At 63.9% G+C, this 25,146-nt stretch carries 26 protein-coding genes; 10 read left to right on the top strand and 16 right to left on the bottom strand.

All coding sequences use genetic code 11. From position 1 onward, the window contains the following. Window positions 1-78 precede the first annotated feature (78 nt). The 6 genes from AC2FM3_RS03370 to AC2FM3_RS03345 all read right to left on the bottom strand — a co-directional run bounded on the left by AC2FM3_RS03370 (window position 79) and on the right by AC2FM3_RS03345 (window position 6,993). A complete protein-coding gene (locus AC2FM3_RS03370; RefSeq protein WP_496679050.1) occupies window positions 79-1,059 on the bottom strand; it encodes an alpha/beta fold hydrolase in 981 nt (326 codons plus the stop codon). Window positions 1,060-1,135: 76 nt separating this feature from the next. Then, window positions 1,136-1,936 carry a PaaX family transcriptional regulator C-terminal domain-containing protein gene (locus AC2FM3_RS03365; protein ID WP_496679049.1) on the bottom strand — a complete coding sequence of 267 codons (801 nt, stop codon included), beginning with the start codon at window positions 1,934-1,936 and terminating at the stop codon, window positions 1,136-1,138. Between the two features lie 51 nt (window positions 1,937-1,987). Then, entirely contained in the window at window positions 1,988-4,018 is a 2,031-nt protein-coding gene (paaZ, locus tag AC2FM3_RS03360; protein WP_496679047.1) for a phenylacetic acid degradation bifunctional protein PaaZ, read from the bottom strand. A 43-nt stretch (window positions 4,019-4,061) separates the two neighbouring features. Beyond that, window positions 4,062-5,414 (bottom strand): TRAP transporter large permease, encoded by a 1,353-nt coding sequence (locus AC2FM3_RS03355; RefSeq protein ID WP_496679045.1) that lies wholly within the window; start codon window positions 5,412-5,414, stop codon window positions 4,062-4,064. Continuing rightward, window positions 5,411-5,917, bottom strand: coding sequence for a TRAP transporter small permease (locus tag AC2FM3_RS03350; protein WP_170434228.1), 507 nt, complete (start codon window positions 5,915-5,917; stop codon window positions 5,411-5,413). Before AC2FM3_RS03350 ends, AC2FM3_RS03355 begins: the two co-directional genes overlap by 4 nt. Before the next feature lie 56 nt (window positions 5,918-5,973). Further along, window positions 5,974-6,993 carry a TRAP transporter substrate-binding protein gene (locus tag AC2FM3_RS03345; RefSeq protein ID WP_496679043.1) on the bottom strand — a complete coding sequence of 340 codons (1,020 nt, stop codon included), beginning with the start codon at window positions 6,991-6,993 and terminating at the stop codon, window positions 5,974-5,976. 165 nt (window positions 6,994-7,158) lie between these two features. On the opposite strand from AC2FM3_RS03345, the gene paaG reads away from it, so the two are divergent. The 5 genes from paaG (at window position 7,159) to AC2FM3_RS03320 (ending at window position 10,587) form a co-directional block, all read left to right on the top strand. Further along, window positions 7,159-7,944 (top strand): 2-(1,2-epoxy-1,2-dihydrophenyl)acetyl-CoA isomerase PaaG, encoded by a 786-nt coding sequence (paaG, locus tag AC2FM3_RS03340; protein ID WP_496679042.1) that lies wholly within the window; start codon window positions 7,159-7,161, stop codon window positions 7,942-7,944. Between the two features lie 2 nt (window positions 7,945-7,946). Further along, a complete protein-coding gene (gene paaI, locus AC2FM3_RS03335) occupies window positions 7,947-8,375 on the top strand; it encodes a hydroxyphenylacetyl-CoA thioesterase PaaI (RefSeq protein WP_496679040.1) in 429 nt (142 codons plus the stop codon). A 15-nt stretch (window positions 8,376-8,390) separates the two neighbouring features. Then, on the top strand, window positions 8,391-9,701 hold the full coding sequence (paaK, locus tag AC2FM3_RS03330; protein WP_496679039.1) for a phenylacetate--CoA ligase PaaK: 1,311 nt from the start codon (window positions 8,391-8,393) through the stop codon (window positions 9,699-9,701). A gap of 3 nt (window positions 9,702-9,704) precedes the next feature. Next, window positions 9,705-10,301 (top strand): TetR/AcrR family transcriptional regulator, encoded by a 597-nt coding sequence (locus AC2FM3_RS03325; RefSeq protein ID WP_496679037.1) that lies wholly within the window; start codon window positions 9,705-9,707, stop codon window positions 10,299-10,301. A gap of 70 nt (window positions 10,302-10,371) precedes the next feature. Continuing rightward, a complete protein-coding gene (locus AC2FM3_RS03320; RefSeq protein WP_496679035.1) occupies window positions 10,372-10,587 on the top strand; it encodes a hypothetical protein in 216 nt (71 codons plus the stop codon). On the opposite strand, the gene AC2FM3_RS03315 is transcribed toward AC2FM3_RS03320, so the two are convergent. The 10 genes from AC2FM3_RS03315 to AC2FM3_RS03270 form a co-directional block, all read right to left on the bottom strand. Then, window positions 10,588-11,346 carry a Phenylacetic acid catabolic protein gene (locus AC2FM3_RS03315; RefSeq protein WP_496679034.1) on the bottom strand — a complete coding sequence of 253 codons (759 nt, stop codon included), beginning with the start codon at window positions 11,344-11,346 and terminating at the stop codon, window positions 10,588-10,590. Between the two features lie 13 nt (window positions 11,347-11,359). After that, on the bottom strand, window positions 11,360-12,433 hold the full coding sequence (locus tag AC2FM3_RS03310) for a 2Fe-2S iron-sulfur cluster-binding protein (RefSeq protein ID WP_496679033.1): 1,074 nt from the start codon (window positions 12,431-12,433) through the stop codon (window positions 11,360-11,362). Window positions 12,434-12,443: 10 nt separating this feature from the next. Next, a complete protein-coding gene (gene paaD, locus AC2FM3_RS03305; RefSeq protein ID WP_496679032.1) occupies window positions 12,444-12,905 on the bottom strand; it encodes a 1,2-phenylacetyl-CoA epoxidase subunit PaaD in 462 nt (153 codons plus the stop codon). 6 nt (window positions 12,906-12,911) lie between these two features. Continuing rightward, window positions 12,912-13,673: a 1,2-phenylacetyl-CoA epoxidase subunit PaaC gene (gene paaC, locus AC2FM3_RS03300; RefSeq protein ID WP_496679030.1), complete on the bottom strand. Its 762-nt coding sequence runs from the start codon at window positions 13,671-13,673 to the stop codon at window positions 12,912-12,914. Further along, window positions 13,673-13,957, bottom strand: coding sequence for a 1,2-phenylacetyl-CoA epoxidase subunit PaaB (paaB, locus tag AC2FM3_RS03295; protein ID WP_005978248.1), 285 nt, complete (start codon window positions 13,955-13,957; stop codon window positions 13,673-13,675). The genes paaC and paaB overlap by 1 nt, the downstream gene beginning before the upstream one ends. A gap of 23 nt (window positions 13,958-13,980) precedes the next feature. Further along, window positions 13,981-14,973, bottom strand: a complete 993-nt coding sequence (gene paaA, locus AC2FM3_RS03290) for a 1,2-phenylacetyl-CoA epoxidase subunit PaaA (protein ID WP_496679029.1) — start codon at window positions 14,971-14,973, stop codon at window positions 13,981-13,983. 15 nt (window positions 14,974-14,988) lie between these two features. Further along, window positions 14,989-16,191: a 3-oxoadipyl-CoA thiolase gene (gene pcaF, locus AC2FM3_RS03285; protein ID WP_496679027.1), complete on the bottom strand. Its 1,203-nt coding sequence runs from the start codon at window positions 16,189-16,191 to the stop codon at window positions 14,989-14,991. A gap of 191 nt (window positions 16,192-16,382) precedes the next feature. Then, entirely contained in the window at window positions 16,383-16,775 is a 393-nt protein-coding gene (locus tag AC2FM3_RS03280; protein WP_496679026.1) for a carboxymuconolactone decarboxylase family protein, read from the bottom strand. After that, the gene (locus tag AC2FM3_RS03275; RefSeq protein ID WP_496679025.1) at window positions 16,759-17,883 is read right to left on the bottom strand and encodes an aromatic ring-hydroxylating oxygenase subunit alpha; all 1,125 of its coding nucleotides are present in this window, start codon (window positions 17,881-17,883) and stop codon (window positions 16,759-16,761) included. Before AC2FM3_RS03275 ends, AC2FM3_RS03280 begins: the two co-directional genes overlap by 17 nt. Continuing rightward, on the bottom strand, window positions 17,880-18,767 hold the full coding sequence (locus AC2FM3_RS03270) for a MurR/RpiR family transcriptional regulator (protein ID WP_496679023.1): 888 nt from the start codon (window positions 18,765-18,767) through the stop codon (window positions 17,880-17,882). Before AC2FM3_RS03270 ends, AC2FM3_RS03275 begins: the two co-directional genes overlap by 4 nt. A 68-nt stretch (window positions 18,768-18,835) precedes the next feature. Between AC2FM3_RS03270 and AC2FM3_RS03265 the strand changes: the two genes are divergently transcribed. The 5 genes from AC2FM3_RS03265 to AC2FM3_RS03245 are packed head-to-tail and all read left to right on the top strand — an operon-like array spanning window position 18,836 to window position 25,146. Further along, a complete protein-coding gene (locus AC2FM3_RS03265) occupies window positions 18,836-21,289 on the top strand; it encodes an FAD-dependent oxidoreductase (RefSeq protein ID WP_496679021.1) in 2,454 nt (817 codons plus the stop codon). Then, window positions 21,286-22,365: an alcohol dehydrogenase family protein gene (locus AC2FM3_RS03260; protein WP_496679019.1), complete on the top strand. Its 1,080-nt coding sequence runs from the start codon at window positions 21,286-21,288 to the stop codon at window positions 22,363-22,365. Before AC2FM3_RS03265 ends, AC2FM3_RS03260 begins: the two co-directional genes overlap by 4 nt. Beyond that, on the top strand, window positions 22,362-22,940 hold the full coding sequence (locus AC2FM3_RS03255) for a dimethylsulfonioproprionate lyase family protein (protein WP_496679018.1): 579 nt from the start codon (window positions 22,362-22,364) through the stop codon (window positions 22,938-22,940). The genes AC2FM3_RS03260 and AC2FM3_RS03255 overlap by 4 nt, the downstream gene beginning before the upstream one ends. Beyond that, window positions 22,937-24,043, top strand: coding sequence for a mandelate racemase/muconate lactonizing enzyme family protein (locus tag AC2FM3_RS03250; RefSeq protein ID WP_496679017.1), 1,107 nt, complete (start codon window positions 22,937-22,939; stop codon window positions 24,041-24,043). The genes AC2FM3_RS03255 and AC2FM3_RS03250 overlap by 4 nt, the downstream gene beginning before the upstream one ends. Next, the gene (locus AC2FM3_RS03245; RefSeq protein ID WP_496679015.1) at window positions 24,040-25,146 is read left to right on the top strand and encodes a mandelate racemase/muconate lactonizing enzyme family protein; all 1,107 of its coding nucleotides are present in this window, start codon (window positions 24,040-24,042) and stop codon (window positions 25,144-25,146) included. Before AC2FM3_RS03250 ends, AC2FM3_RS03245 begins: the two co-directional genes overlap by 4 nt.

The following is a 25,146-nucleotide window of genomic DNA, read 5'->3' as shown; positions in this document are numbered from 1 at the left end:
AAGGTGAGTGGCGATTTACGGGAGGTGCCCGAGAGGGTCAAGAGGGAAAAATACTCAATCCACCAGATTTCTTTCTGGTCAGGCCTGTCTCGGTTTGGAAGGCGCCGGGTCGGTTCGCGGAGCATTGTTTGCGACGCGACGGACGAAATCTGCGCATTCATCGGGCGCCGTCATCGGAATCATGTGGCCCCGCCCTGCAAGCCGCTCGTACACGAGACCGAAGTCAGCCATGGATGCGCCTTGGCATTCCGGCGACAGGATCGGGTCGTCGGCGCCGAACAGGATCCCGCCGGGAACCCGCAAGTCGCCATAGCGCGCGACCTGCGAGTCAATGCTCGCGTCCACACCGGCCAAATCCTGCGATCCGGTCACATAGGCCGACGGCCGCAGGCCCAGGGCGCCCCCGGCGCGGTCCAGAAAGTCATCCGGCGCCGGCTCGGGGGCGAAGGCCTGGTCGATGACATGCGGCGCCGTGAGTCTGGCCAGCGGCACCGCGATCGTGTTGGCGATCAGATGGCGCACCCTTTCGCTGCGGATCTCCAGCGCCTTGAAGATGGCAGGGGTCTCGGGCACCCGATGCGTCAACGGCGCCAGCAAGGCCAGACCGCGGACGTGGTTGGGGTAGTCCAGCGCCATGGCCAACGAAACCGCTCCGCCAAGGGAGTGTCCGACCAGAAGCGGGTCTTTGACGTGGATCGCCTGCAGGAACTCGTGGATCATGCGGGCTTGTTCGGGCAGGGTTGCCAGCCGCGCGCAATCTCGGGTCGAATACCCGCAGCCGGGACGGTCCAGCGCGATCACGTAAAACCTGTCGGTCAGCCGGTCGGCCATTTCATAGGTGAAGTGCTGCAACTGCCCGGTCAGCCCGTGGATCATCACAAGGGCCGGTCTGGACGGGTCGCCCGCGGCGACATAGTGGATACTGCCACCGTCAACCGGCACGATCCGCCCCGCCTGCGGCACGCGTCTGGTGCCTGTCTTCGTCAGGTAGCGTGTCCACAGGTGCAGCCCGATGAGCAGCAGGCAGACTGCGGTCACGGCGATCGGCAGCAGGGTCATCGGCAGGGCCTCGTGTCAGGGCGTGTCGCCCATGAGGATAGGCCAAGAGCGGCACCAAGAGGAACCCACCGCCGGATCAGTCGTCATTCAGGTCGCCGGGCCGGGGGCGCGGCAGTTGGTCCAGCAGACGGAACACCTGCGCCCGACAGGCCGGGCCGGTCCAGTCCGGCGGACAGAAGCCATCGGGCAAGTCGGGCAGACGCAGAACGACGCGCCGCCACCGGTGCACGATCAAAGTGCGCAGGGTACCGATCTGACAGGGCGTGGGCTCCCAACTGGCCGGGCGCTCTTGGGACACGTGGCGGACGGTCTCGTGCAAGGATCGGCAAGCCGCGCGCAGATCCGACGGGAACAGCTTTTCATGCACCCATTGCGGAACCGAGCGGGCAGTAACCTCAAGGATCAGCAGCTCGTCCTGGTCCTCGGGCGGTGCCCCCGATCCCAACGCGGCGTTGCGCGCGATCGGCGTGTAATCGTGGCTGAGCAGAATGTCCTCGAGCAGCCGGGTGCCGGTGCCATCCTCGGCGATCAGAAGGTGCAACGGCGCATCTGGCGCAGGGTCGCGGGCATAGATGCGCGGGGTGACCCGGGCCGACTGCGTGCGGCCATATTCGGTCAGGAAATGCATCGAGACGCGCCCGATCCGGTCGCTTTCGATCCAGCCATCCTTGCGCAGACGGTGCAGGGCGACGCGGATCGCCTCGGGCTTGATGCCCATCGGTTCGATGATGCGGCCCAGCGCCCCACCCGATATCTTGGCGCCGCGCTCCTGCGCCATGTCGCCGAACAGCGACACGATGATCGACCAGACCCGCTGATTCTGCGGGTCGGCCAATTCGGCCACGGCCTTGGTGAACCACGGATGCGCGTTGGTCATACACTCAGTCTATCCGGCCTGGCGGTGCAAGAAAAACACTTTGCCCTGCGCTCAGTAGGCGTTCATGGTCAGCAGTTCGTATTCGGCGACCTTCTCGTCATCCTGATTGGTCAGGGTCACGTGCCAGCGCACCTCGCCATAGTCGTCGGTGCGGCGGGTCTTTTGCTTGACCGTCAGGCGGACCTTGATGCTGTCGCCGGCCACGACCGGCTTCATGAAGCGCAGGCCGTCCAGCCCTGTATTGGCCAGCACCGGCCCCTCGTTCGGTTCGACGAACAGGCCGGCGGCAAAACTCAGCAGCAGATAGCCATGCGCCACCCGGCCCGGAAAAAACGGGTTTCTGGCCGCCGCGTCCTCGTCCATGTGGGCATAGAAGGTGTCGCCTGTGAAATGGGCGAAATGTTCGATGTCGTCCAGCGTGATGGTCCGAGGCGCCGTGTGCAGCGTCTCACCGATCTGCAGTTCCCCGAACTTGCGGGTGAAGGGATGCGCCGGGCCTTGGATCTCGGGCGCGCCGGGGATCCATTTCCGGCCGATCGTCGCCAGCATCCGGGGCGAGCCCTGCAAGGCCGTGCGCTGCATGTAGTGTTTCACGCCGCGCACGCCGCCCATCTCTTCACCGCCGCCGGCGCGGCCGGGGCCGCCATGGACCATGTGCGGCAGGGGCGAGCCATGGCCGGTGGATTCCTGCATCGAGTCGCGGTCATTGATGTAGATCCGCCCGTTGAAGGCAGCCGCGCCCATCACCACCTGGCGCGCGACCTCGGGGTCATGGGTGATCAGCGAGGTGACCAGCGACCCCTGGCCGCGATTGGCCAGCGCGATGGCGTGGTCCAGATCGCGGTAGCCCATGATGGTCGAGACCGGGCCGAACGCCTCGGTGTTATGCACATGCTTGGCGGCGTCGGGATCGGCGCAGTGAAACAGCATCGGCGGTACGAAGGCGCCTTTTGTGGCGTCGGCGCCGATCACCTCGAAGGCATCCGGGTCGCCGAATACGCGTTCGGCTTCTTGCCCGATGAGGCTGGCCTTGGCCAGAACATCGGCCTTCTGCCCGTTCGACACCAGCGCGCCCATGCGCGTGCCGTCCAGCCGCGGATCGCCGATCGTGGTCTGCGCCAGCTTGCCCGAGATCGCGGCGATCAGCGGCTCGACCTGCGCCTGGGGTGCGATGATGCGGCGGATGGCGGTGCATTTCTGCCCGGCTTTCGTCGTCATCTCGCGTACGACTTCCTTGACGAACAGGTCGAATTCGGGCGTGCCGGGTGCCGCGTCGGGGCCAAGGATCGAGGCGTTCAGGCTGTCCTGCTCAGCCACGAACCGCACCGAGTTGGTCAAGATCACCGGGTTCTGCCGCAGCTTCATCGCGGTGTCGGCCGAGCCGGTAAAGCTGACCACGTCCTGACAGGTCAAATGATCCAGCATGTCGCCCAGCCCGCCCGAGACCAGCTGCAGTGCGCCGTCGGGCAGGATGCCGCTGTCGAGCATGATCCGCACGGCCAGTTCGGTGACGTAGCAGCTGTTGGTGGCCGGCTTGACGATCGCCGGAACCCCGGCCAGCAGGGTGGGGGCCAGTTTCTCAAGCATCCCCCAGACCGGGAAGTTGAAGGCGTTGATATGCACCGCGACCCCTTGCAACGGGGTGCAGACGTGCTGGCCCAAGAAGGTGCCGTTCCGCGACAGCTGCTCGACATCGCCATCCAGATAGACATGGCCGTCGGGCATCTCGCGCCGCCCTTTCGAGGCAAAGACGAACATGGTGCCGATGCCGCCGTCGATGTCGATCAGATGATCCTTCTGCGTGGCGCCGGTTTCAAAGCTGAGGTCATAGAGCGCCTGTTTCTGTTCCGACAGCGCCTGCGCCAGCGCCTTGAGCATCTTGGCGCGTTCATGGAAAGTCAGCCGGCGCAGAGCAGGCCCGCCCACGTCGCGGGCATGTGCCAGCATCGCCTGCACGTCCAGCGCGTCGTTTCCGGCGGTGGCAAAGGGCTCTCCGGTGATCGCCGAGGCGATGGTGCGGGCCCCGGCTCCGGGCGCAACCCACTGGCCCGCGGCGAAACTGGAAATCTGTTTCAGAGACATGAAATGCTCCTGTATTGGGGCCGCTTTGCGCGGCGAAATGTGCTCAGTGACCCAGCGCGCCCATCTGTTGCGGCAGGTACAGAACCACGATCGGAACCAGAACGATCAGCGCCAGGCGGAAGATGTCGGCCACCCAGAACGGGGTCACGCCGCGAAAGATCGTGCCGGTCGAGACATCCCCCACCACGCCTTTCAGGATGAACACGTTCAGGCCCACCGGCGGGGTGATCAGCGAAATCTCGGTTACCACCACCACGACGATGCCGAACCAGATCGGGTCATAGCCCAGCGAGGTCACCAGCGGGAAAAAGATCGGAACCGTCAGCAGCAGCATCGACAGGGATTCGAATACGCAGCCCAGGATGATGTAGATGCCGAGGATCATGAGGATCACCACGAACGGCGCCACGTCATAAGCGGTGACCATGGCGATCAGCGCCTCGGGCAGACCGGCCAGGTTGATGAAGTTCGAAAAGATCTGCGCACCGATCAGCACCGCGAACAGCGCGGCTGCGGTAAAGCAGGTTTCCTTCAGCACCTCAAAGGTCGATCCCACGGTCAGCCCACCGCGGAACAGCGCGATCAGAAAGGCGCCGGCGGCGCCCATGCCAGCGGCCTCGGTCGGCGAAAAGGTCAGGTTCAGCGGTTCGAAATCGAACACGCCATACAGCCCGCCGATCACCAAGAAGAACAGCAGAAGCACCGCCCAGACGGACCCCAGCGCGCTGATGCGCTCGCCCCAGCTGGCGCGTGCACCGGCCGGGCCGGCCTCCGGGTTGCGCCAGACGGTCCAGCGCACGGCGAACAGATAGAACAGGATGCCCAGTGCGCCGGGAATGATGCCGGCCATGAACAGCTTGCCGATCGAGGTTTCGGTCAGCAGCCCATAGATGACCAGGATGACCGAGGGCGGGATCAGGATGCCCAGCGTTCCGCCGGCTGCGATCGAGGCGGTCGAGAGCTCGTCGGAATAACCGTAACGGCGCATCTGCGGCATGGCGACTTTGGACATGGTCGCAGCGGTGGCCAGCGACGATCCGCAGATCGCCGAGAACCCGCCGCAGGCCGCCACGGTCGCCATGGCGATACCGCCGCGCATGTGGCCCAGAAAAGCGTTGGAAACCGCATAAAGTTCGCGCGCCATGCCGCCCTTGTTGACGAACAGGCCCATCAGGATGAACAGCGGTACGACTGACAGGCCGTAATCCTGCGCGGTATCGGTGATCTGGCGGCCAACCATCGACATCGCGGCCTTCAGCCCGCGCTCGTCAAAGATCGAGCCGCCGCGTTCATAGGCGAAGCCCAGCGTACCGACCAGCCCCATGGCAAAGACAATGGGCAGGCGCATTAGCACCAGGATCAGGACAAGGGCAAATCCAATCAGTGCAGCGGTCATTGGGAGGTTTCCGTCAGGGTTTTGGGTGCGAAAAGGTGCAGCAGGCCGGTGATGATCATCACCACGGCGGTGATCGCCACCGATGCAGTGATGAACCAGCCAACGAGGTAGGTCGGGATGCTGAGATATTCGGTAACATCGCCGTAATCGCGGGCGCGCTCGGCCAGGACCCAGACGCGCTGGACCGGCCAGTACAGCATGACGCCGCTGAGAATATAGATCACCGCGTCGCGAAGGCGGCTGAGCCGCAGGCGGTGGAAGATACCGTCGGTCAGGTCCACGGCGATATGCCCGTTGGTGACCGAGATGATGGGCAGCACCGAGAACACCAGAATCGCCATCAGGATGCGCGTCAGTTCGGTGGCGGCCTCGATCGGCGCGTTGAAGACCGACCGCAAGATCACGTCGCAGAAGGTCATCACCATCAGGATGAACAGGGCCGTGCAGGCGACAATCACCGGCAGGACGCTGGCGCGCCGTACAAGCTGGATGAGAGGGGTCATCGGGTGGCTCCGGAAGGGGCTGGATGGGGGCGGCCAGTGCCGCCCCGCATCAAAGATCAGTTCGAGGACATTTCTGACTTGATCATGTCATAGGCGGCTTGCGCATCGACGCCGGCTTCGTTGACCTCGGCAATGACCTTGGCGCGGACGCCCTCGGCGATCGTCGCGAACTTTTCCATGTCCTCGGCGCTGGCCTCTTGGATGGCGTTGCCTTCGGTGGCTTGGGTCTCATCCCGGCCGATGGCGTCGATCTCGTCCCAGATCTTGCCGATTTCGCGGCTCAGCGGCTCGCCGAACACGTTTTCCTCCAGTGCTTGCTGGATGTCTTCCGGCAGGTCGGCAAACGTGTCTTCGTTCATGATAAAGGCAAACGACCCGCGATACAGGCCGCCCGGCATTTCATAGACGTTCGGGGCAACCTCGGTCAGCTTGAAGCCCTTGCGCGATTCGAACGGCATGACCACGCCATCGGCGGCCTTTGAGGCCAGCGTTTCATAGACTTTGGGGGCCGGAACCTGGATGCCGGTCGCACCCAGTGCGGTGCCTACGTCGCCACCGACACCACCGGGGATACGAACCTTGAGGCCCGAAATCTGGTCCATCGAGGTCACCGGGCTGCTGGTGTGCAGCTGGGCCGGGCCGTGGGTGTGCAGTGCGATGACCTTGACGCCGCGATGTTCGTCGGCCGCCTTCAGATACTTGTCATAGGCCCGCCAGTACGCGACCGAGGCGGCCTCGGCCGAACCCTCATAACCCGGCAGTTCGATCAGCTTGGTCGTCACGAAACGGCCCGGCTGATAACCGTGGAAGATGATCGACGCATCCGCCGCACCATCCATGATCAGGTCCATCTGGGCCGGGGGCGGGGCGATGCCCAGCTTCAGCTCGGCGGTCACCTTGCCGTCGGTGGCCTCTTCAACCATCTCGACGAATTTGGGCCACATCTTGGCGTTGATTCCGTGGGTGGGCGGCGCCCAGCTGGAAATCGTCAGGGTGTAGTCCGCTGCAAATGCCACGCTGCCCGATACTGCCAGGGCAGCAGTCGCCAACAGCGTTTTGATCCCGTTGAGTTTCATGACTGGTTTCCTCCTCCAAAACATGAGTCATTAATGCGTTAATGGTCACTTTTGTAACCATCAACCGGCCGAAAGCCGGATTCGGCACTTCGTCGGAGAAATTTATTGACCAACCGTTCGGTTAATGCAAGAAGAATATCGAAACGAATGCAAAGCGAGCGGCCCATGAGCGATACGATTCTTGCGCAGTGGCATGGAAATTATGTGGAAATCACTCTCAACCGCCCTGATCGCCTGAACAGTTTCACCGAAGAAATGCATCATGCCCTGCGCCGCGCCATCGAAAGCGCGCGCGATGAGGGCGCGCGGGCGATCCTGCTGACCGGGGCCGGGCGTGGGTTCTGCGCCGGGCAGGATCTGGCCGATCGCGACCCGTCGAAAATGGACGGTCCGCCGGATCTGGGCCACACGGTTCGCACTTTCTATGCGCCGCTGGTGCGGTTGATCCGGTCGCTGAACTTTCCGGTGATCTGCGCGGTCAATGGCGTGGCCGCGGGCGCGGGCGCCAATCTTGCGCTGGCCTGCGATATCGTGCTGGCCGCCGAGTCCGCGAAATTCATCCAATCCTTCGCCAAGGTCGGGCTGATCCCCGATACCGGAGGCAGTTGGCACCTGCCGCATCTGCTGGGCGAGGCGCGTGCCAAGGGGCTGGCTCTGACCGGCGAGCCTTTGGCGGCGAAAACGGCCGAGGACTGGGGCCTGATCTGGAAAGCCCTGCCTGATGCCGATCTGATGAGCGAGGCGCGCGCGCTGGCCGAACGCCTGTCGAACGGTCCGACGCTGGGCCTGGGCCTGACCAAGCAGACCATCCAGGCCGCCGCGACCAACAGCCTGACCGATCATCTTGAGATCGAGGCCGACGCCATGAAGACCTGCGGTGAATCCGCCGACTATGCCGAAGGCGTCGCGGCCTTTCTGGAAAAGCGCAGCCCGGAGTTTCGGGGCAAATGAGCATGACACCGAAAGAACGCGCCGAAAAAGCCGCCGCCGCGATGTGGGCGCAGGACCATGCCTCGAAATGGGCGGGGATGGAACTGGTCGAGGTCGACGAGGGCACCGCGACGCTGGCGCTGACCGTGCAGCAGCACCATTGCAACGGGCACGGAATCTGCCATGGCGGCGTGACCTTCATGCTGGCCGACAGCGCCTTTGCCTTTGCCTGCAACAGCCGCAACCAGTCGACCGTGGCACAGCACAACGTGATCAGCTATGTCGCGCCGGGCCGGCTGGGCGACCGTCTGACCGCCCGCGCGACCGAGCAGAGCCTGACCGGCCGCAGCGGCATCTATGACGTGACAGTGACCAACCAGGATGGCCACAAGATCGCCGAGTTCCGGGGCTTTTCCCGGGCGATCAAAGGGACCCTGTTTCCAGAATCTTGAGGTGAGGAGGACATCATGAAGGATCTGACCCCGAACAAAGCGGATCTTGACCCGATCGAGATCGCGTCGATCGATGAAATCCGCAGCTTGCAGCTGGACCGCCTGAAATGGTCGCTGCGTCATGCCTATGACAATGTGCCGATGTACAAACAGCGGTTCGACGAGGCAGGGGTGCATCCCGACGATCTGAAAACCTTGGACGATCTGGCCAAGTTCCCCTTCACCTACAAGAATGACCTGCGCGACCACTATCCGTTCGGCCTGTTTGCCGTGCCGCGCGAAAAGATCATCCGCCTGCATGCGTCGTCCGGCACCACGGGCAAGCCGACCGTGGTGGGCTATACAAAGAACGACATCGACAACTGGGCGGATCTGGTGGCCCGCAGCCTACGCGCCAGCGGTCTGCGCAAGGGCGACATGATACACAACGCCTACGGCTACGGCCTGTTTACTGGCGGTCTGGGCGCGCATTACGGAATCGAGCGACTGGGCGCTACGGTCGTTCCCATGTCCGGCGGTCAGACCGAGAAACAGGTAGCCCTGATCACCGATTTCAAACCCGACGGCATCATGGTCACGCCGTCCTACATGCTCAACATCCTCGAGCAGTATCACAAGGTCGGGATGGACCCGCGCGAAAGCTCGCTGTCGGTGGGCGTGTTCGGGGCTGAACCCTGGACCGACGCGATGCGGAGAGAGGTCGAGCAGGCCTTTGACATGCATGCCGTCGACATTTACGGCCTGTCCGAGATCATGGGGCCGGGCGTCGCCAACGAATGCGTGGAAACCAAGGACGGCCCGGTCATCTGGGAGGATCATTTCTATCCCGAGATCATCGACCCTCAGACCGGCGAGGTTCTGCCCGACGGCGAAATGGGTGAGCTGGTCTTTACCACGCTGACCAAAGAAGGCCTGCCGATGATCCGCTACCGCACCCGCGACCTGACGCGGTTGCTGCCGGGCACCGCGCGCTCGATGCGACGGATGGAGAAGATCACCGGCCGCAGCGACGACATGATCATCCTGCGCGGGGTCAACGTCTTCCCCAGCCAGATCGAGGAACAGGTCATGGCCACCGGCGGCATTGCCGCGCATTACCAGATCGAGCTGTACAAATCCGGCCGCATGGACGCGATGCGCGTCTATGTCGAGGCGATGCCCGACGCGGCCGATGAACTCAGCAAGACCGCCGCCGCCCGCATGCTGACCAAGCGGATCAAGGACATCGTTGGCGTTTCTACCGAGATCGTTGTAGGGGACCCCGGCGATGTCGAGCGCAGCCAGGGCAAGGCCAAGCGCGTCGTCGACAACCGAGACAAGGAGTGAGGTTTGGCCCGTACGATTGCAAAAGATCACGACCAGAAACGCGCGCAGATCCTTAAATCGGCGGCGCGGGTCTTTGCCCGCGAAGGCTTCGACCGCGCCTCGATGACCCAGCTTGCGCGCGAATGCGGGATCTCGAAGGCCAACATCTATCACTATTATGACAGCAAGGACGCGATCCTGTTCGACATTCTCGAGACCTATCTGCGGGAATTGCGCGACCTGATCTGCGGGCTCGAGATTGAAGGCCTCAGCCCGCCCGACAAGCTGCACCGCGTGGTGGCTGAAATCCTGTTGGCTTATCAGGGCGTGGATGACGAACACCGGGTTCAGACCAGCGGCATGTCGGCCCTGCCCGAGGAGCAGCAGCGCCTGCTGCGCGGGTATCAGCGCGACATGGTGAATTTCCTCAGTTCCATCATTGCCGAAGTCGCTCCTGACGTGTTTCGCGGCAACAGGTCCAAGCTGCGCTCGGCCACGATGTCGGTCTTCGGCATGCTGAACTGGTACTACATGTGGAATTCCGGTGCCGATGCACAGGCGCGCCGGGACTATGCCGCGCTGGTCAGCAACCTGACCCTGTCGGGCGTCAAGGCGCTGTAGCACCGGCCCTGCCGGCATTGTGATTTGGCTTTTGAGCCAAACCGGCGTCTACTTGCGGTCGGAGGGCGCCATGCAAAAACCCGAACGGTTCGACGAATTCTATTTCGCCAAGGTCGGGATGGGCGAGGCCTGCGGCTGCGCCGAGCGCATCATCGACGTCTATGAGTTCAACCGCAAGGCCGGTGCGGTTGACGCGGGCACGGGCAAGGTGGCTCGGCCACGGCGTCGCGGCCTGCGATCGCTTGCCCTTAAATACGGCCTGATCAGCCGCCCCAGCGGGCGGTGATCACGGGGTGCGCAAGCCAAGCCGCGTTACGACCTCGGCGGCCTCGGCCAGCCAGCGGTTTTTCAGTTCGACCCCCGAGGCGCGGCGCAGGCCCATCTGGCGCAGCTTTTCCATCTGCTCGGGGTCGCCCGCGCCAAAACTTTCGGCCACGCGGGGCCACCAGTAATCGACCGAGTCCTGCATGGCCGGCGCCGCGCCCTGTTCCAACAGCTTGACCGCGCCTTCCAGGGCCAATTCACCGTGATGCGCCTCGATCGGGGCGATGGCGCGGAACGCCTCGGCCAGCGGCTGATAGGACACCAGCGCGAACTCGGCCAGTTGCACGCCCACGGCGCGGCTCATCAGCAGGTTCATCACCACCGCATCGGTCCAGCCTTCGATCGGATAGTTGAAGACCGCAAGGCGCATGTCATGTTCGCTGCGCGTGGCCCCGATATCGGCGGAACGGTCCAGCCGTGCGGTCCACGGGTGATGCGTGGCATATCGGTCGGTATCCGCGCCGAACTCGCCCATGATCTTCAGGACGCGGTCGGCATTGTCGGTTTTTTCCAGAACGATCTTCGCCGCCGCGATGCATTCCTTGATGCCCGGTCCCTGGTTGATGATGTCGGCAAACCCAGCCGCACCGGCCAGTTCGCTGTCGACGAAGGTCGCCATCAGCTTCATCAGCTCCGCCCGGTATCGGGGCGGCACGTTGGTCGGGTTGGTCAGAACGCCGCCTGCGGCCAGGTAGCTTTCGATGCTCATGTCTTCGGCCATGGTCCCTCTCCCTTTACTGGTCGTAATCGACGACGACATTGTCGGTCAGCGGGTAGGCCTGGCAGCTGAGCACATAGCCTTTCTCGACCTCGTAATCCTCGAGCGCGTGGTTGGCGACCATCTCGACCTCGCCTTCGATCACCTTGCAGCGGCAGGTCGAGCAGACCCCGGCCTTGCAGGCATAGGGGGCGTCCATTGCGTTTTCCAGCGCCGCATCCAGAATGGTCTGGTCCTTGGGCATGGTGATGGTCTGGGTGGCGCCGTCCAGCGTGACCCGCGCCTGGGTCTGGTTGGCCTGCGCGGCGCTGGCGGCATCGCCCTGCTTGCGTTTGGCGCGGCCCGGTTGGGCGCTGGCAAACAGCTCGAACTTGATCTGGCTGTCATTCAGCCCGTGTTCGCGCAACGCCTCGGCAATGCCCAGCATCATCGGCTCGGGGCCGCAGATGAAGGCGGTGTCGGTGTTTTCGACGTCGATCCAATGCTGGAACAGTTCGGCGCATTTCTCTTTGGTTACCAGCCCGGTGAACAGGTCGATCTCCTGCGCGTCGGTTTCCAGGATATGGATCACGTTCAGGCGGCCCATGTACTGGTTCTTCAGGTCTTCTAGCTCTTCGCGGAACATGATCGTGTTCACGCCCTTGTTGGCATAGACCAGCGTGAAGCGCGAATGCGGTTCGCGTGCCAGCGTGGTCTTTAGGATCGACAGAACCGGCGTGATGCCCGACCCGCCGGCAAAGCCCAGGTACTGCCGGTGCGCGGACGGGTCCAGCGGCGTGTGGAAGGCCCCCATCGGCGGCATCGCCTGCAACCTGTCGCCCACTTTCAGCTCGGTGTTGGCCCAGGTCGAAAAAGCGCCGCCCTCGACCCGTTTGATGCCCACCTGCAACACCCCGTCATCCTTGCCGGCGCAGATCGAGTAGGATCGGCGCAGCTCTTCCCCGTCAAATTCGCGGCGGAAGGTCAGGTACTGGCCCTGGACAAAGTCGAACGCCTCGGCCGCGCCGTTCACCGGCTTCAGAGTGACCACGACCGCGTCGCGGATGGTCTTGTGGATGTCGGTGACTTCCAGATCGTGAAAACGTGCCATCCGGTCCTCCTCAGATGCACTTGAAATAGTCGAAAGGTTCCAGGCATTCGGTGCAGCGCCAGTGCGCCTTGCACGGGGTCGAGCCGAACTGGCTGACCTTTTCCACTGCCGTGCTGCCGCAATGCGGGCAGCGGTCGGGTCCGCCTGCGGGCTGGGGCGGTGCGATGCCGTATTCTTCGAGCTTCGCGCGGCCCTTGTCGCTGAGCCAATCGGTCGTCCAGGCCGGAGAGATTCGAGTCTCCAGCTTGATCTTGTCGATGCCGTGGTCGCGCAGGGCGGTTTCGATGTCCATAGCAATGACCGAGGTCGCCGGGCAGCCGGAATAGGTGGGCGTCACGGCAACCTTCAGCGTGTCGCCCTCCCATGTCACATCGCGCACGATGCCCAGATCGACGACCGAGATCACGGGGATCTCGGGGTCGGGCACGGCGTCGAGCCATTCCCAGACCTGCTCTACGGTGGCGCGATCCATCGGCCTTTACCAGGTTGCGCCCGGATAGGCCCGCTGCAGCCATTGCATCTGGGTCAACAGGTGGCCCAGATGTTCGGTATGCATGCGCCCGTCGCGGCCGCCCTTGTGGGAAAAGCGGCTGTCGGGAATGGTCAGGGTGGCTTCGGTCAGTACGCGCTGAACCAGCGCGTCGTATTCCTCGCGTAGGCCGGCCGGGTCGGGTGCGATACCCGCGGCGGCCATCTCGGCATCAACCTCGTCGCTGGCGAACATCTCGCCGACATAGGGCCAGAGGTAATCCAGCGCCTCTTGCATGCGCCTGTGGCTTTCCTCGGTCCCGTCGCCCAGTCCGACCACCGTGTCGCTGGACCTTTCCAGGTGATAGGCGACCTCTTTGCTGGCCTTCTCGGCAATCGCCGCGACCCGGTCGTCAGACGATTTCATCAGCCGACCCAGCATGATCGAGTGCCACGCATCAAACAGGAACTGGCGCATCAGGGTGCGGCCGAAATCGCCGTTGGGCACCTCGACCAGCAGCACGTTGCGGAAATCCCAGGCGTCGCGCAGAAAGGCCAGATCGTCGGCAGACTTGCCTTCGCCCTGAACCTCTCCGGCCAGGCCCAGCCACATCTGCGTCTGGCCGATCAGGTCCAGCGCGGTGTTGGCCAGCGCGATGTCTTCCTCCAGCACCGGCGCGTGGCCGCACCATTCGCTGACGCGATGGCCCAGGATCAGCGTGTTGTCGCCCATCCGCAGCAGGAATTGCAGGAATGCCTCGTCGCGTGCCATCACATCGCCCCCACTTCTTCGGGGATGTCGAAAAAGGTCGGGTGACGATAGACCTTGCTTTCGCTGGGCTCGTACAGCGGACCCTTGTCGCTGGGCGAACTGGCGGTGATGTTGTTTGCCTCGACCACCCAGATCGAGACGCCCTCGTTGCGGCGGGTATAGACGTCGCGGGCGTTCTTGATCGCCATTTCGGCGTCGGGCGCGTGGAGCGAGCCGACATGGCGGTGGCTCATGCCGTGCTGGCCGCGGATGAAGATTTCCCACAGGGGCCATTCGTTTTTCATCAGGTGTCCTCCTATCGGGTGGGTTATTCGGCTGCGACCTTGCGGGCGCGTTTCTTGCGGGAATGTTCCAGCAGACCGTCACGCACCCATTTGCCGTCGTCCCAGGCCTTGTTGCGGGCGGCCAGGCGGTCGGTGTTGCAGGGGCCGTTGCCCTTGATCACGTCGAAGAATTCCGACCAGTCGGGCTGAGTAAAATCGTAATGCCCGCGCTCTTCGTTCCATTTCAGGTCCGGGTCGGGGATGGTCAGGCCCAGATACTCGGCCTGCGGCACGGTTTGATCCACGAATTTCTGGCGCAGTTCGTCATTGGTGTTGATCTTGATCTTCCACGCCATCGACTGGGCCGAATGCACCGAGTCCTTGTCGGACGGGCCGAACATCATCAGCGACGGGTACCAGAACCGGTTCAGCGCGTCCTGCGCCATCTTGCGCTGTTCGGGCGTGCCCTCGGCCATCTTGCGGATCGCGTCATAGCCCTGGCGCTGGTGAAAGCTTTCTTCCTTGCAGATGCGGATCATCGCGCGCGAATAAGGCCCGTACGAGGTGCGCTGCAGCGGCACCTGGTTCATGATAGCCGCCCCGTCGACCAGCCAGCCCACCGCGCCGATATCGGCCCAGTTCAGCGTGGGATAGTTGAAGATCGAGCTGTATTTCATCCGCCCGTCCAGCAGCATTTCGGTCAGTTCATCGCGGCTGACGCCCAGAGTTTCGGCGGCGCAGTACAGGTACAGGCCGTGCCCGGCCTCGTCCTGCACCTTGGCCAGCAGGATCGCCTTGCGTTCCAGCGTGGGCGCGCGGGTGATCCAGTTGCCTTCGGGCAGCTGGCCGACGATCTCGGAATGGGCGTGTTGCCCGATCTGGCGGATCAGCGTCGCGCGATAGTCGTCGGGCATCCAGTCCTTGGGCTCGATCTTGATGTCGGCGTCGATCTTGTCCTGAAAGGCGCGTTCCTGCTCGGTCATTTCCTCGCGGGATTTGACGCCTGTTCCTGCCGTCTTGATCATCTGAGCATACATGTCGGGTCTCCTCCCTTACACGCGTTCGAGAATTAGCGCGGCGCCCTGGCCTACGCCCACGCACATGGTGCACAAGGCATAGCGTCCGCCGGTGCGGCGCAGTTGAAAGGCCGCCGTCATGACCAGCCGAGCGCCGGACATGCCCAGCGGATGGCCGATGGCGATGGCGCCGCCATTGGGATTCACATGGGGTGCGTCATCGGCCACGCCAAGTTCACGCAGGGTGGCCAGACCCTGAGCTGCGAAGGCCTCGTTCAATTCTATCACATCCATCTGTTCGATGCTGAGCCCTGTGCGGGCCAGCACTTTGCGGGTGGCCGGGACCGGACCGATTCCCATGACCCGAGGCTCGACCCCCGCGACCGCCATGCCCACGACACGCGCCATCGGGGTCAGGCCGTTCTTCTGCGCGGCGGCCTCGTTGGCCAGCAGAATGGCCGCGGCGCCGTCATTGACGCCCGAGGCATTGCCCGCGGTCACGGTCTTGTGCGGGCCGTTGACGCCGTGCAGGCTGGCCAGCTTCTCGACGGTCGTGCCGGGGCGTGGGTGTTCGTCCGTATCGACGACGATGGCGTCGCCCTTGCGCTGCGGGATGGTGACCGGGGTGATCTCCTCCGCAAACACCCCGGCCTGGTGCGCCGCGGCCCAGCGGGCCTGGCTGCGTGCCGCGAATGCGTCCTGATCAGCGCGGCTGATGTTGTATTCCTCGGCCACGTTGTCGGCCGTCTGCGGCATCGTGTCGGTGCCGTACATTTTTTCCATCTTCGGGTTCACGAAGCGCCAGCCGATGGTGGTGTCATAGACCGAATTGGCGCGGGAAAAGGCGCTGGTGGCCTTGGGCATCACGAATGGCGCGCGCGACATGCTTTCGACGCCACCGGCAATCGCCATGTCATAATCGCCCGCCTTGATGGCCCGCGCGGCCATGCCGACCGCATCCATGCCGCTGGCGCACAGGCGGTTGATCGTGGTGCCGGGCACCTGAACCGGGAAACCGGCCAGCAGGGCGGCCATGCGGGCCACGTTCCGGTTGCTTTCGCCGGCCTGGTTGGCATCGCCCAGGATCACGTCATCCAGGCTAGCCCAGTCCACCTGCGGGTTCCGCTCTTTCAACGCGGCCAACGGGATCGCGGCCAGATCGTCGGTGCGAACCTGGGACAGGGCCCCGCCATAGCGTCCGATCGGGGTGCGCTGTGCGTCGCAGATGAAAGCGTCCATGCGTCAGAACCTCGTGTCTTGAGCTCAGGTCATTAGGTGACCGCTTGGTCGGGTAATACGCCCGGAAGCGATTCGCAGCAAGGAAAATGTAACGCAACTGTGCACCAAATCGAAATTCAGTAACATATTCGTGCTGAAACGAGGAAACCCGCGCGGGGCGGGTGATCTCGATCTGCGGCGGTGGGGGGTGGCTAAAGCTGACCGGCCTCGGTCAGAACCTTGCGCGCCACGCGAAAGCATTCCAGCGCCTGCGGGACGCCACAATAGATGCCGACGACGTGGATGATCGCCCGGATTTCCTCCTTGCTGACGCCGTTGTTCAGGGCTCCGCGACAGTGGATCTCCCACTCGTGCATCTTGCCCAGGGCGCCGATCATCGACAGGTTCATCATCGAACGGGTCTTGGGATCGATCACCTCGTCCCCCCAGCCAAAGCCCCAGCACCAGGCTGTCATGGCCTCCTGAAACGGGCGGGTGAAATCATCCGCCGAGGCCAAGTTCTTCTCCACGTATTCGTCGCCCAGCGTCGCCTTGCGCTGTGCCAGTCCTTTCAGGAACAGGTCTTCGTCAAAGATGTCGGCCATCGTCTACTCCGCTTGCATCTGTATCCACCGCCTCGCGCATCCATTGCTGCAAGCGGGCGATCGAATGTTCCGACAATACGCCGCAAGCCGGGTCCAGCACCAGCGGGCCGGGGCGATAGCCGCGCGATTTCAGGCCGCGATGCACGCTTTCAACCAGCCGGATGTCTTCTTCGACCGTGGTTTCCCGGTCCTGCACCGCCAGTTGGCGGATCACCGCGCTTTCGGACCCGCCCTCGGTGTACCATCCGCGCCAGACGGTACAGTGATCGGCATCATGCGCGCGCCAGTGATAGGTGTTCAGGACATTGCCAGGATAGCACTGGAACGAGAGCATCGGCCATAGAAACCATGACCGATAGTCGCCCGCATGGGGCACCGAAAGGTCGATGGGATAGGTCATCTTGTCGAGGCTCTGACACTCGGTCGTATGGCGCAGAACGTATCCGCCGCCTGCATCGGGTTGAATGTCATAGGTTTCGGGTTTGACCACACCGGTGGCAAAGGTCGGGTGATTGGTCGGGCAGTGATAGCATTCCGAGTAGTTCTCGATACTGACCTTCCAGTTGCAGTTTTCGGGAATCTCGACCCATTCCAGCGGCTCAAGATCGTCAATGTGTGGAACGAATGCACGGATTTCCGCTCGCACCCCGGGGTACCAATCGTCCATCGGGGCGGCGTCATCGTCGAGGTTGACGAAGATGAAGCCGTTTAACAGCTCGGTCCTCACCGGGGTCAAGCAGATCGCGCTGCGGTCGAAGCCCGGAACCGACTTGATGTTGGGTCCGGCGCGCAGGTGCCCGGTGAGCTCATAGGTCCACGCGTGATAGGGGCAGACGACGACGCGGGTGTTGCCGGCCCCGGTCACCATTTCATGCGCGCGGTGCTGGCAGACGTTGTAGAAGGTGCGGATTTCGCCATCGCGCCCGCGGATGCAGAACAGGTTCTGACCTGCGATTTCAAAGGCGAAATAGTCGCCCGGTTCGCGCACCTGAGCCACATGGCCGGCAAATTGCCAGGTGCGGGCCAGAAGGCCCTGTTTCTCCTGCTCGAATATCGCCGGGTCGGTGTAATAGCGGGCTTCCAGCGAGCGGGTCAGCGGTGCGGTCATTCAGGCTCCTCCGCATATAGGCCAAGTTGGTGCCGGCGGCGGTGAAACCGCTCGACACGCTCGACGATTTCATCGCTGGACAGGGCGACCACGAAAGACAGAAGCGTCTCCAGCAACGCGATGGTCGAAACAGATGATGGAAAGAACTGGGGCGTGTCGGCGGCGACGACAAACCCATGTTGCGCGTTCAGAATGACCGGGCTGGCGGGGCTGTCGGAAATGCCGACCACGGTCATGCCCTGTTCGCGGGCCAGCTTTACCGCCTCGATCACCTCGGTCCGGTAGGGGTGGCAAGTCATCGCGATCAGCACGTCCTGTTCGTCGGCCCAGGCCAGATCGTCCACCGGGGTCGAGCCGGGCCGGGGAATGGCGTGGAACTGCTTCATCCCGGTCGAGGCCAAATAGGTAAAGTTGCGCGCGTTCGCGTTGTTGACGCCGACGCCCAGCGTGAAAATCTGCCGCGATGTCCAGATCGCCTCGGCCGCGGCCTGCAACCGGGTGGCGTCGATCCCGGCGAAGGTTTCCTCGATATTTCGGATCGCGGCTCCGACCATGTCGGCATAGAGCCCGCCCAGTTCGCCGGATTTGCCGATCTCCTGCAGCCAGCGGGCGCGGTCCGGGAACGACACGGTGCCACGCCGGATGGCGTCGCGGAACGGCGCGCGGAAATCCTCGTACCCCTCAAAACCCACCTGCCGCGCCATGCGGACGAAGGTGTTGGGTTTCACGTTCGCGGCCTCGGCGATCTCGCGCACGGTCGAAACGCCCACATCCGCCGGATTTTCCAGCACATAGCGGGCGGCTTTCTGCGCCTCGGGCGTTAGTGCGTCCCATTCACGGGTCAGCCGGTCAAGAACGGCATTTGATACATTTGTGTCATTCATGATTGACGATGGTACAAATGTGGCCTTAGCCTGTCGAGAAGAAATGCGACTCGGTGAGAGGAAAAATCATGTCCGGGAAGGAACTGCCGTCACAGGCCCGCGTGGTGATCGTGGGCGGAGGTGTCATGGGCGTGGGTCTGGCCTATCACCTGGCGCAAGAGGGCTGGACGGATGTCGTTCTGCTGGAAAAGGCCGAGCTGACCAGCGGCAGCACCTGGCATGCGGCAGGGCAGATCACCCACTCGACCAGTTCCTTTGGTCTGGGCAAATGCGTGGACTACAACATCGGGCTTTATTCCGGAGCGCTTGAGGCCGAGACCGGGCAGGCGGTGACATGGCATGGCTGCGGCTCGTTCCGGCTGGCCTATACCGAGGACGAGATGGACTGGCTGCGCCACACCCTGTCGGTGGGCCGGTCACTGGGCTTCAACATCGAGCTGGTGGGCCCCAACCGCGTGGCCGAACTGCACCCGTTCTACAACCTCGACGGGGTTCTGGGCGCGCTGCACACGCCGGATGACGGGCATGTGGACCCGACGAACGTGACCATGGCCATGGCGGCGGGGGCGCGTCAGCTGGGCGCGCGGATCATCCGCCGCTGCCGGGCCACCAACATCACCCAGGCGGCCAATGGCGAATGGGTGGTCGAGACCGAACGGGGCACGATCCGCTGCGAACACGTGGTGAATGCGGGTGGCACTTATGCCCGGCAGATGGGCGAATGGTCGGGCCTGCAACTGCCGATGACCTCGATGACCCACCACTATTTCGTGACCGAACCGGTGCCACAGTTCCAGGACCTCGATCACGAGTTGCCGGTGATCCGCGATGACCGCAAGGTCTCGGGCTATATCCGCATGGAGCAGAAGCGCGGGCTGATCGGGATCTACGAAAAGGAAAATTCGAACTCGGTCTGGCATGACCACTGCCCGTGGGACTACGAAAACTGGCTGTTCGATGCCGATTACGACCGGGTCATGCCGTGGCTCGAAGAGAGCCTGAACCGGATGCCGATTTTCGCCGATCTGGGCATCCAGCGCGAGGTTCACGGGGCGATCTCGCACCCGCCCGACGGCAATCCGCTGATCGGCCCGGCGCCGGGGGTGCGTAACTATTGGTGCTGCTGCGGCACGCAGATCGGCATCGGCTGGGGCCCGGGCCTGACGCGCGAACTGGCGCGGTGGATGGTGCATGGCGCGGCCGACATTTCGATGCGCGACTATGATCCGCGCCGGTTCGGGGCCTATGCCACCAAAGACTGGCAGGTCACCAAGGCGCATGAGGATTACAAACTGCGCCACGAAATTCCGTTTCCGCATTTCAACCGTCTTGCCGGGCGGCCGATCAAGCCATCCCCGCTGTATGACCGGCTGAAAACCAAGGGGGCGGTGTTCGAAGAGGTCTATGGCCACGAGCGCCCCCGCTGGTTCGCAAAGGATGGCGTTGAACAGCGCGACCATTATTCTTTCCGCCGCAATGTGGTGCATGACATGGTCGCCGTTGAATGCAGGGCCGTGCGCGAGGCGGTCGGCATTATGGATATCTCGGCCTTCACCAAGGTCGAGGTCAGCGGCCCAGATGCCCGGGCCCTGCTGGACCGGTTGGTTGCCAACCGCCTGCCGCAAAAGGTGGGCGGCATCGCGCTGACCCACATGCTGAACCGCCGTGGACGGATCGAGCTGGAGACCACGGTCGTGAAACTGGCCGAAGGCCGGTACTACCTCGTCTGTGCTGCCTTCTTCGAGCAGCGCCTACTGGACCACCTGACCCAGCATCGCGACGAAGAAAACGTCGATATCATCCTGCGATCCGACGACTGGGCCGCGCTCAGCCTCAATGGCCCCCGGGCGCGCGAGGTTCTGGCCGCCTGCACCGATGCCGACCTGAGCAATACCGGTTTCAAATGGCTGACCGCGCAGGAAATCGACGTGGCGGGTCACCGGCTCTGGGCTTTCCGCATGTCCTATGCCGGTGAATTGGGATGGGAACTGCACATGCCGCGTGACAGCGCCTTGGCCGTCTACGATGCGCTCTGGGCCGCGGGCGCGCCGCATGGCATCGCCGATTACGGGTCGTTCGCGATGAACGCGCTGCGGATGGAGAAGGCCTTCAAGGGCGCGGGTGAGTTGACCAACGAGGTCACCCTGGCCGAAGCCGACGTGCTGCGCTTTGCCCGCACGGACAAGGAATACCTGGGCAAGGACCGGACTCTGAACCCCGATCTGCGCTGGGTCTGCGCCTATCTGGAGATCGAACCGGATGGCCAGAACGATGGGCATGGCGGCGAGGCGGTCCTGCTGAACGGCAAGGTCGTGGGCTCTACCGCCTCGGTGGCCTACGGGCATACGGTCGGCAAGATCCTTGCCTTTGCCTATGTCAAACCGCAGGCCAATGTGCCGGGAACCGAAGTGCAGGTGGTGATTGCGGGCGTGCCGCGTCGCGGGCGGATCCTGGGCGCACCCGCCTATGACCCGCAAAGCCTCCGGCCCCGCACCGACACCGCGATGGAGGCTGCGGAATGATCCCGAAAACCATGAAAGCCATGGTCCTGACCGGGCATGGCGATCTGGACAAATACGAATGGCATGAGGACTGGCCTACGCCCACACCCGGCCCGATGGAGGTGCTGATCAAGGTTGGTGCTTGTGGACTGAACAACACGGATGTGAACACCCGCACCGGCTGGTATTCCAAGGCGGTGGACGAGCCGACCACCGGCGGCGCCTATTCCGAGGTGGATGACGACGACAGCACCTGGGGCGGCGCACCTCTGACCTTCCCACGCATCCAGGGCGCGGATGCGGTCGGCACGGTCGTGGCCGTCGGCGAGGGGGCCGATCCTGCGATCATCGGCCGGCGGGTGATCGTGGCGGGCTGGCTGCGCGACTGGTCCGAGCCGATGAATCGCGACAAGGCCGGTTATTTCGGCTCGGAATGTGACGGCGGCTTTGCCGAATACACCAAGGCCGACATCCGCGGCGTGGCGGCGATCGACTCCGGCCTGAGTGATGCCGAACTGGCGACCTTCAGTTGCTCATATGTGACGGCCGAAGGCATGTTGGACAGGGCGCAGGTCGGCGAGGGCGACACGGTTCTGATCCCCGGTGCCTCGGGCGGTGTGGGCGGGGCGCTGATCCAGCTGTCCAAGCTGCGCGGTGCACGTGTGATCGCCATGGCCAGCGCGGCCAAGCACCCCGAGGTCGCCAAACTGGGTCCGGATCGCATCCTGCCGCGCAGCCCCAGGAACTTGCGGGCCGAGCTGAAAGGCGAACGGATCACCGTCGTCGCCGACGTCGTGGGCGGAAAGATGTGGCCCAAACTGATCGACGTGCTGGAGCGTGGCGGGCGCTATACCTGTTCGGGCGCGATTGCCGGTCCGATCGTGCAATTCGACCTGCGCACCTTCTACCTGCGCGATCTGACCTTCACCGGGTCGACCGTAAACACGCCGCAGAACTTCTTTGATGTCGTGAAATACATAGAAAATGGGCAAATCAAGCCAGCGTTGGCCGCCACTTACCCGTTGACTGAGCTGCGAGAGGCCCAGCAGGCCTTCATCGACAAGCATCATACCGGCAACATCGTGGTGATCCCATGACTCTGGAAAACGTTCTCGAAGCCGCGCGGCAACTGCATCAAACACTGCCGGCGCTGTCCGCATTCGGCAACTGGCCCACCGACCTGACCGCAACCGGTTTGCAACCGCGGGCGATCCCCGCCACGCCGCTGGTGCAGGCGCTGGATCAGCCCGGATCACCCCGGACCACGGGGCTCGTTCAGGCGATCCGGTCGGCGGCGCATCTTGCCCATTGGAAACGAACCTATTCCGAGGCAGAGGTCGGTGCCGATTTCCGCAATCGGTACGGGTATTTCGAACTGTTCGGGCCAACCGGGCATTTCCATTCGACCCAGTTGCGAGGCTATGTCGCCTATTGGGGCGCCGGGTTGGACTATGACTGGCACAGCCACCAGGCCGAGGAGCTCTATCTGACGCTGGCGGGCGGCGCGGTCTTCAAGGTTGACGGGGGTCGGGCCTTTGTGGGCGCTGAGGGCACGCGGTTGCACGCTAGTTGGAAAAGTCACGCCATGTCCACAGGGGATCAGCCGATCCTCACTTTCGTACTGTGGCGGGGCGAGGGGTTGAACGACCTGCCCAGGATGGACGCCGCATGAAGATCTCTCGCATCTCGGTCTTTCACGTCGATCTGCCGCTCGAGCATCCCTATTGGCTGTCTGGCGGACGTCTGAAATTCGAGGTGCTGGATGCCACCTTCGTCAAGATCGAAACCGACGCCGGCCTGACCGGCTGGGGCGAGGGCACGCCGTGGGGCCACACCTATGTGCCCGCGCACGGGCCGGGTATCCGGGCGGGGATCGAGACCATGGCGCCCTTCGTCCTCGGGCTGGACCCCCGCCGGGTTCTAGAGGTCGAGCGGGCGATGGACCACGCGCTGCCCGGGCATCTTTATGCCAAGTCGCCGATCGACATGGCCTGCTGGGACATTTCCGGACAGGTGGCCGGTTTGCCGATTGCCGATCTGATGGGCGGCGGGTCGCGCAGCCCCGCGCCGATCGCCTCATCGGTCGGGGCCAAGACCATCGAGGAAACCCGCGCGGTGATGGATCGCTATCGTGACCGCGGCTATTGGGTACATTCGGTCAAAGTGGGCGGCGACGTGGATCGCGACATAGAACGCATACGCGATGTCGAGGCGCATCGCCCGGCGGGTGAGCGCATCCTCTATGACGTCAACCGCGCCTGGACGCGGCAGCAGGCGCTGCGGGTGATGAAGGCCACCGAGGATCTGGGCGTGATGTTCGAACAACCGGGCGAGACGCTGGACGACATCGCCGCCATCCGGGCCCTGCATTCCGCGCCGGTCAGCGTGGATGAAAGCCTGGTCACCCTGCAGGACGCCGCGCGCATTGCCCGCGACGGGCTGGCCGAGGTCTTCGGGATCAAGCTCAACCGTGTCGGCGGCCTGACCAAGGCTGCTCGGATGCGGGACATCGCGCTGGCGCATGGCATCGACATGTATGTAATGGCCACCGGCGGCTCGGTTCTGGCCGACACCGAGGCGCTGCATCTGGCCGCCACCATCCCCGACCACAACCGTCTGGGCGTCGGGGCCTGTCAGGACATGCTAACGCTGGACGTTGCGGGCGGACGCGGCCCACGCAACCGTCAGGGTCATCTGGAACTGCCCGAGGCCCCCGGCCTTGGCCTGGCCCCGGATGAAGATGCACTGGGCGATCCCAAGGCCGTGTACCAATGACTCGCATCACCCGCATTTCGCTCTGGCATGTGCCGCTGACCAGCCACCAGGCCTATTACATGGCTGACGGCAAGGCCTGCGACACGGTTGAAACGGTGGTTCTGGCACTGGACACCGATGACGATCTGACCGGCTGGGGCGAGGTCTGCCCGATTCCGCATTACCTGCCCGCCTATGCGCGCGGCGTGGCTCCGGCGGTTCAGGACATGGCCGCGGTTCTGCTGGGCGCCGACCCGATCGGACCCGAGGCGTTGATGGCGCGGCTGGACCGGCACCTGCCGGGGCATGTCTATGCCAAATCGGCGATTGACATCGCGCTGTGGGATCTGACGGGGCAGGTGGCAGGGCTGCCGCTGCACGCGCTGCTGGGCGGTCGGCGGGCGCAGACGATGCCGCTCTATCACTCGATCACCTGTATCGCCCCGGCCGAGATGGCCCGCATCGCCCGCGAGGCGCAGGCGCAGGGCATCACCCAGTTCCAGGTCAAGCTGGGCGCGGATGCCGATTGGCAGGCCGATGTCGAACGCCTGCGTCTGGTGCGCGAGGCGGTGGGCGACGGGCCGCTGGTCTATGGCGACTGGAACTGCGGCGCCACGTCTCTGGATGCCAGCCGGGTGGGGCGGGCGGTTGCGGATCTGGATGTGATGCTGGAACAACCCTGTGCCACGATTGAAGATTGCGCCCGCGTGCGCGCCGCCACCGGTCTGCCGATGAAGCTGGACGAATGCGCACACGACACCGCCAGCCTGCTGGCCGCGCATGCGCTGGGCTGCATGGATGCGGTCGCGGTGAAGCTGTCGAAATTCGGCGGGCTGTCGGCGGCGCGCCGCGCGCGTGATCTGTGCCTGCATCTGGGGGCGAAGATGTGCGTCGAAGACACCTGGGGGTCTGACATCACCACAGCCGCCCTGCTGCATCTGGGCGCGGCCACCGAACCCGCGCGCTTGATGAACGTGTGCGACCTGTCGGGCTATGTCGCGCCGCGGCTGGCGCCGGATGGCCCGGCCCGCAAGGGCGGTCGGATCGCGCCGCCCGACGGGATCGGCCTCGGCGTCTCGCCAGACCGCGAATACCTGGGCGCGCCGGACGTGATACTGGATTAG

It is taken from the genome of Ruegeria sp. BHSB172 (genome assembly GCF_059613165.1).
Note: the sequence above shows the minus strand (reverse complement) of the source record. Positions and strands in the feature narration are given on the sequence as shown.

Bases quoted from the DNA above. Each gene is read 5' to 3' on its own strand.
- AC2FM3_RS03255 (WP_496679018.1), top strand. From the start codon at position 22,362: ATGACTCTGGAAAACGTTCTCGAAGCCGCGCGGCAACTGCATCAAACA.
- pcaF (WP_496679027.1), bottom strand. From the start codon at position 16,191: ATGGACGCTTTCATCTGCGACGCACAGCGCACCCCGATCGGACGCTAT.
- AC2FM3_RS03260 (WP_496679019.1), top strand. From the start codon at position 21,286: ATGATCCCGAAAACCATGAAAGCCATGGTCCTGACCGGGCATGGCGAT.
- paaC (WP_496679030.1), bottom strand. From the start codon at position 13,673: ATGGCACGCGACGAGGCATTCCTGCAATTCCTGCTGCGGATGGGCGAC.
- paaD (WP_496679032.1), bottom strand. From the start codon at position 12,905: ATGGATCGCGCCACCGTAGAGCAGGTCTGGGAATGGCTCGACGCCGTG.
- AC2FM3_RS03365 (WP_496679049.1), bottom strand. From the start codon at position 1,936: ATGACCAACGCGCATCCGTGGTTCACCAAGGCCGTGGCCGAATTGGCC.
- AC2FM3_RS03280 (WP_496679026.1), bottom strand. From the start codon at position 16,775: ATGGCCGACATCTTTGACGAAGACCTGTTCCTGAAAGGACTGGCACAG.
- AC2FM3_RS03265 (WP_496679021.1), top strand. From the start codon at position 18,836: ATGTCCGGGAAGGAACTGCCGTCACAGGCCCGCGTGGTGATCGTGGGC.
- AC2FM3_RS03315 (WP_496679034.1), bottom strand. From the start codon at position 11,346: ATGGCCGAAGACATGAGCATCGAAAGCTACCTGGCCGCAGGCGGCGTT.
- paaB (WP_005978248.1), bottom strand. From the start codon at position 13,957: ATGAAAAACGAATGGCCCCTGTGGGAAATCTTCATCCGCGGCCAGCAC.
- paaA (WP_496679029.1), bottom strand. From the start codon at position 14,973: ATGTATGCTCAGATGATCAAGACGGCAGGAACAGGCGTCAAATCCCGC.
- paaK (WP_496679039.1), top strand. From the start codon at position 8,391: ATGAAGGATCTGACCCCGAACAAAGCGGATCTTGACCCGATCGAGATC.
- AC2FM3_RS03320 (WP_496679035.1), top strand. From the start codon at position 10,372: ATGCAAAAACCCGAACGGTTCGACGAATTCTATTTCGCCAAGGTCGGG.
- AC2FM3_RS03350 (WP_170434228.1), bottom strand. From the start codon at position 5,917: ATGACCCCTCTCATCCAGCTTGTACGGCGCGCCAGCGTCCTGCCGGTG.
- paaZ (WP_496679047.1), bottom strand. From the start codon at position 4,018: ATGTCTCTGAAACAGATTTCCAGTTTCGCCGCGGGCCAGTGGGTTGCG.
- paaG (WP_496679042.1), top strand. From the start codon at position 7,159: ATGAGCGATACGATTCTTGCGCAGTGGCATGGAAATTATGTGGAAATC.
- AC2FM3_RS03275 (WP_496679025.1), bottom strand. From the start codon at position 17,883: ATGACCGCACCGCTGACCCGCTCGCTGGAAGCCCGCTATTACACCGAC.
- AC2FM3_RS03245 (WP_496679015.1), top strand. From the start codon at position 24,040: ATGACTCGCATCACCCGCATTTCGCTCTGGCATGTGCCGCTGACCAGC.
- AC2FM3_RS03370 (WP_496679050.1), bottom strand. From the start codon at position 1,059: ATGACCCTGCTGCCGATCGCCGTGACCGCAGTCTGCCTGCTGCTCATC.
- AC2FM3_RS03310 (WP_496679033.1), bottom strand. From the start codon at position 12,433: ATGGCACGTTTTCACGATCTGGAAGTCACCGACATCCACAAGACCATC.
- AC2FM3_RS03250 (WP_496679017.1), top strand. From the start codon at position 22,937: ATGAAGATCTCTCGCATCTCGGTCTTTCACGTCGATCTGCCGCTCGAG.
- AC2FM3_RS03355 (WP_496679045.1), bottom strand. From the start codon at position 5,414: ATGACCGCTGCACTGATTGGATTTGCCCTTGTCCTGATCCTGGTGCTA.
- AC2FM3_RS03270 (WP_496679023.1), bottom strand. From the start codon at position 18,767: ATGAATGACACAAATGTATCAAATGCCGTTCTTGACCGGCTGACCCGT.
- AC2FM3_RS03345 (WP_496679043.1), bottom strand. From the start codon at position 6,993: ATGAAACTCAACGGGATCAAAACGCTGTTGGCGACTGCTGCCCTGGCA.
- paaI (WP_496679040.1), top strand. From the start codon at position 7,947: ATGACACCGAAAGAACGCGCCGAAAAAGCCGCCGCCGCGATGTGGGCG.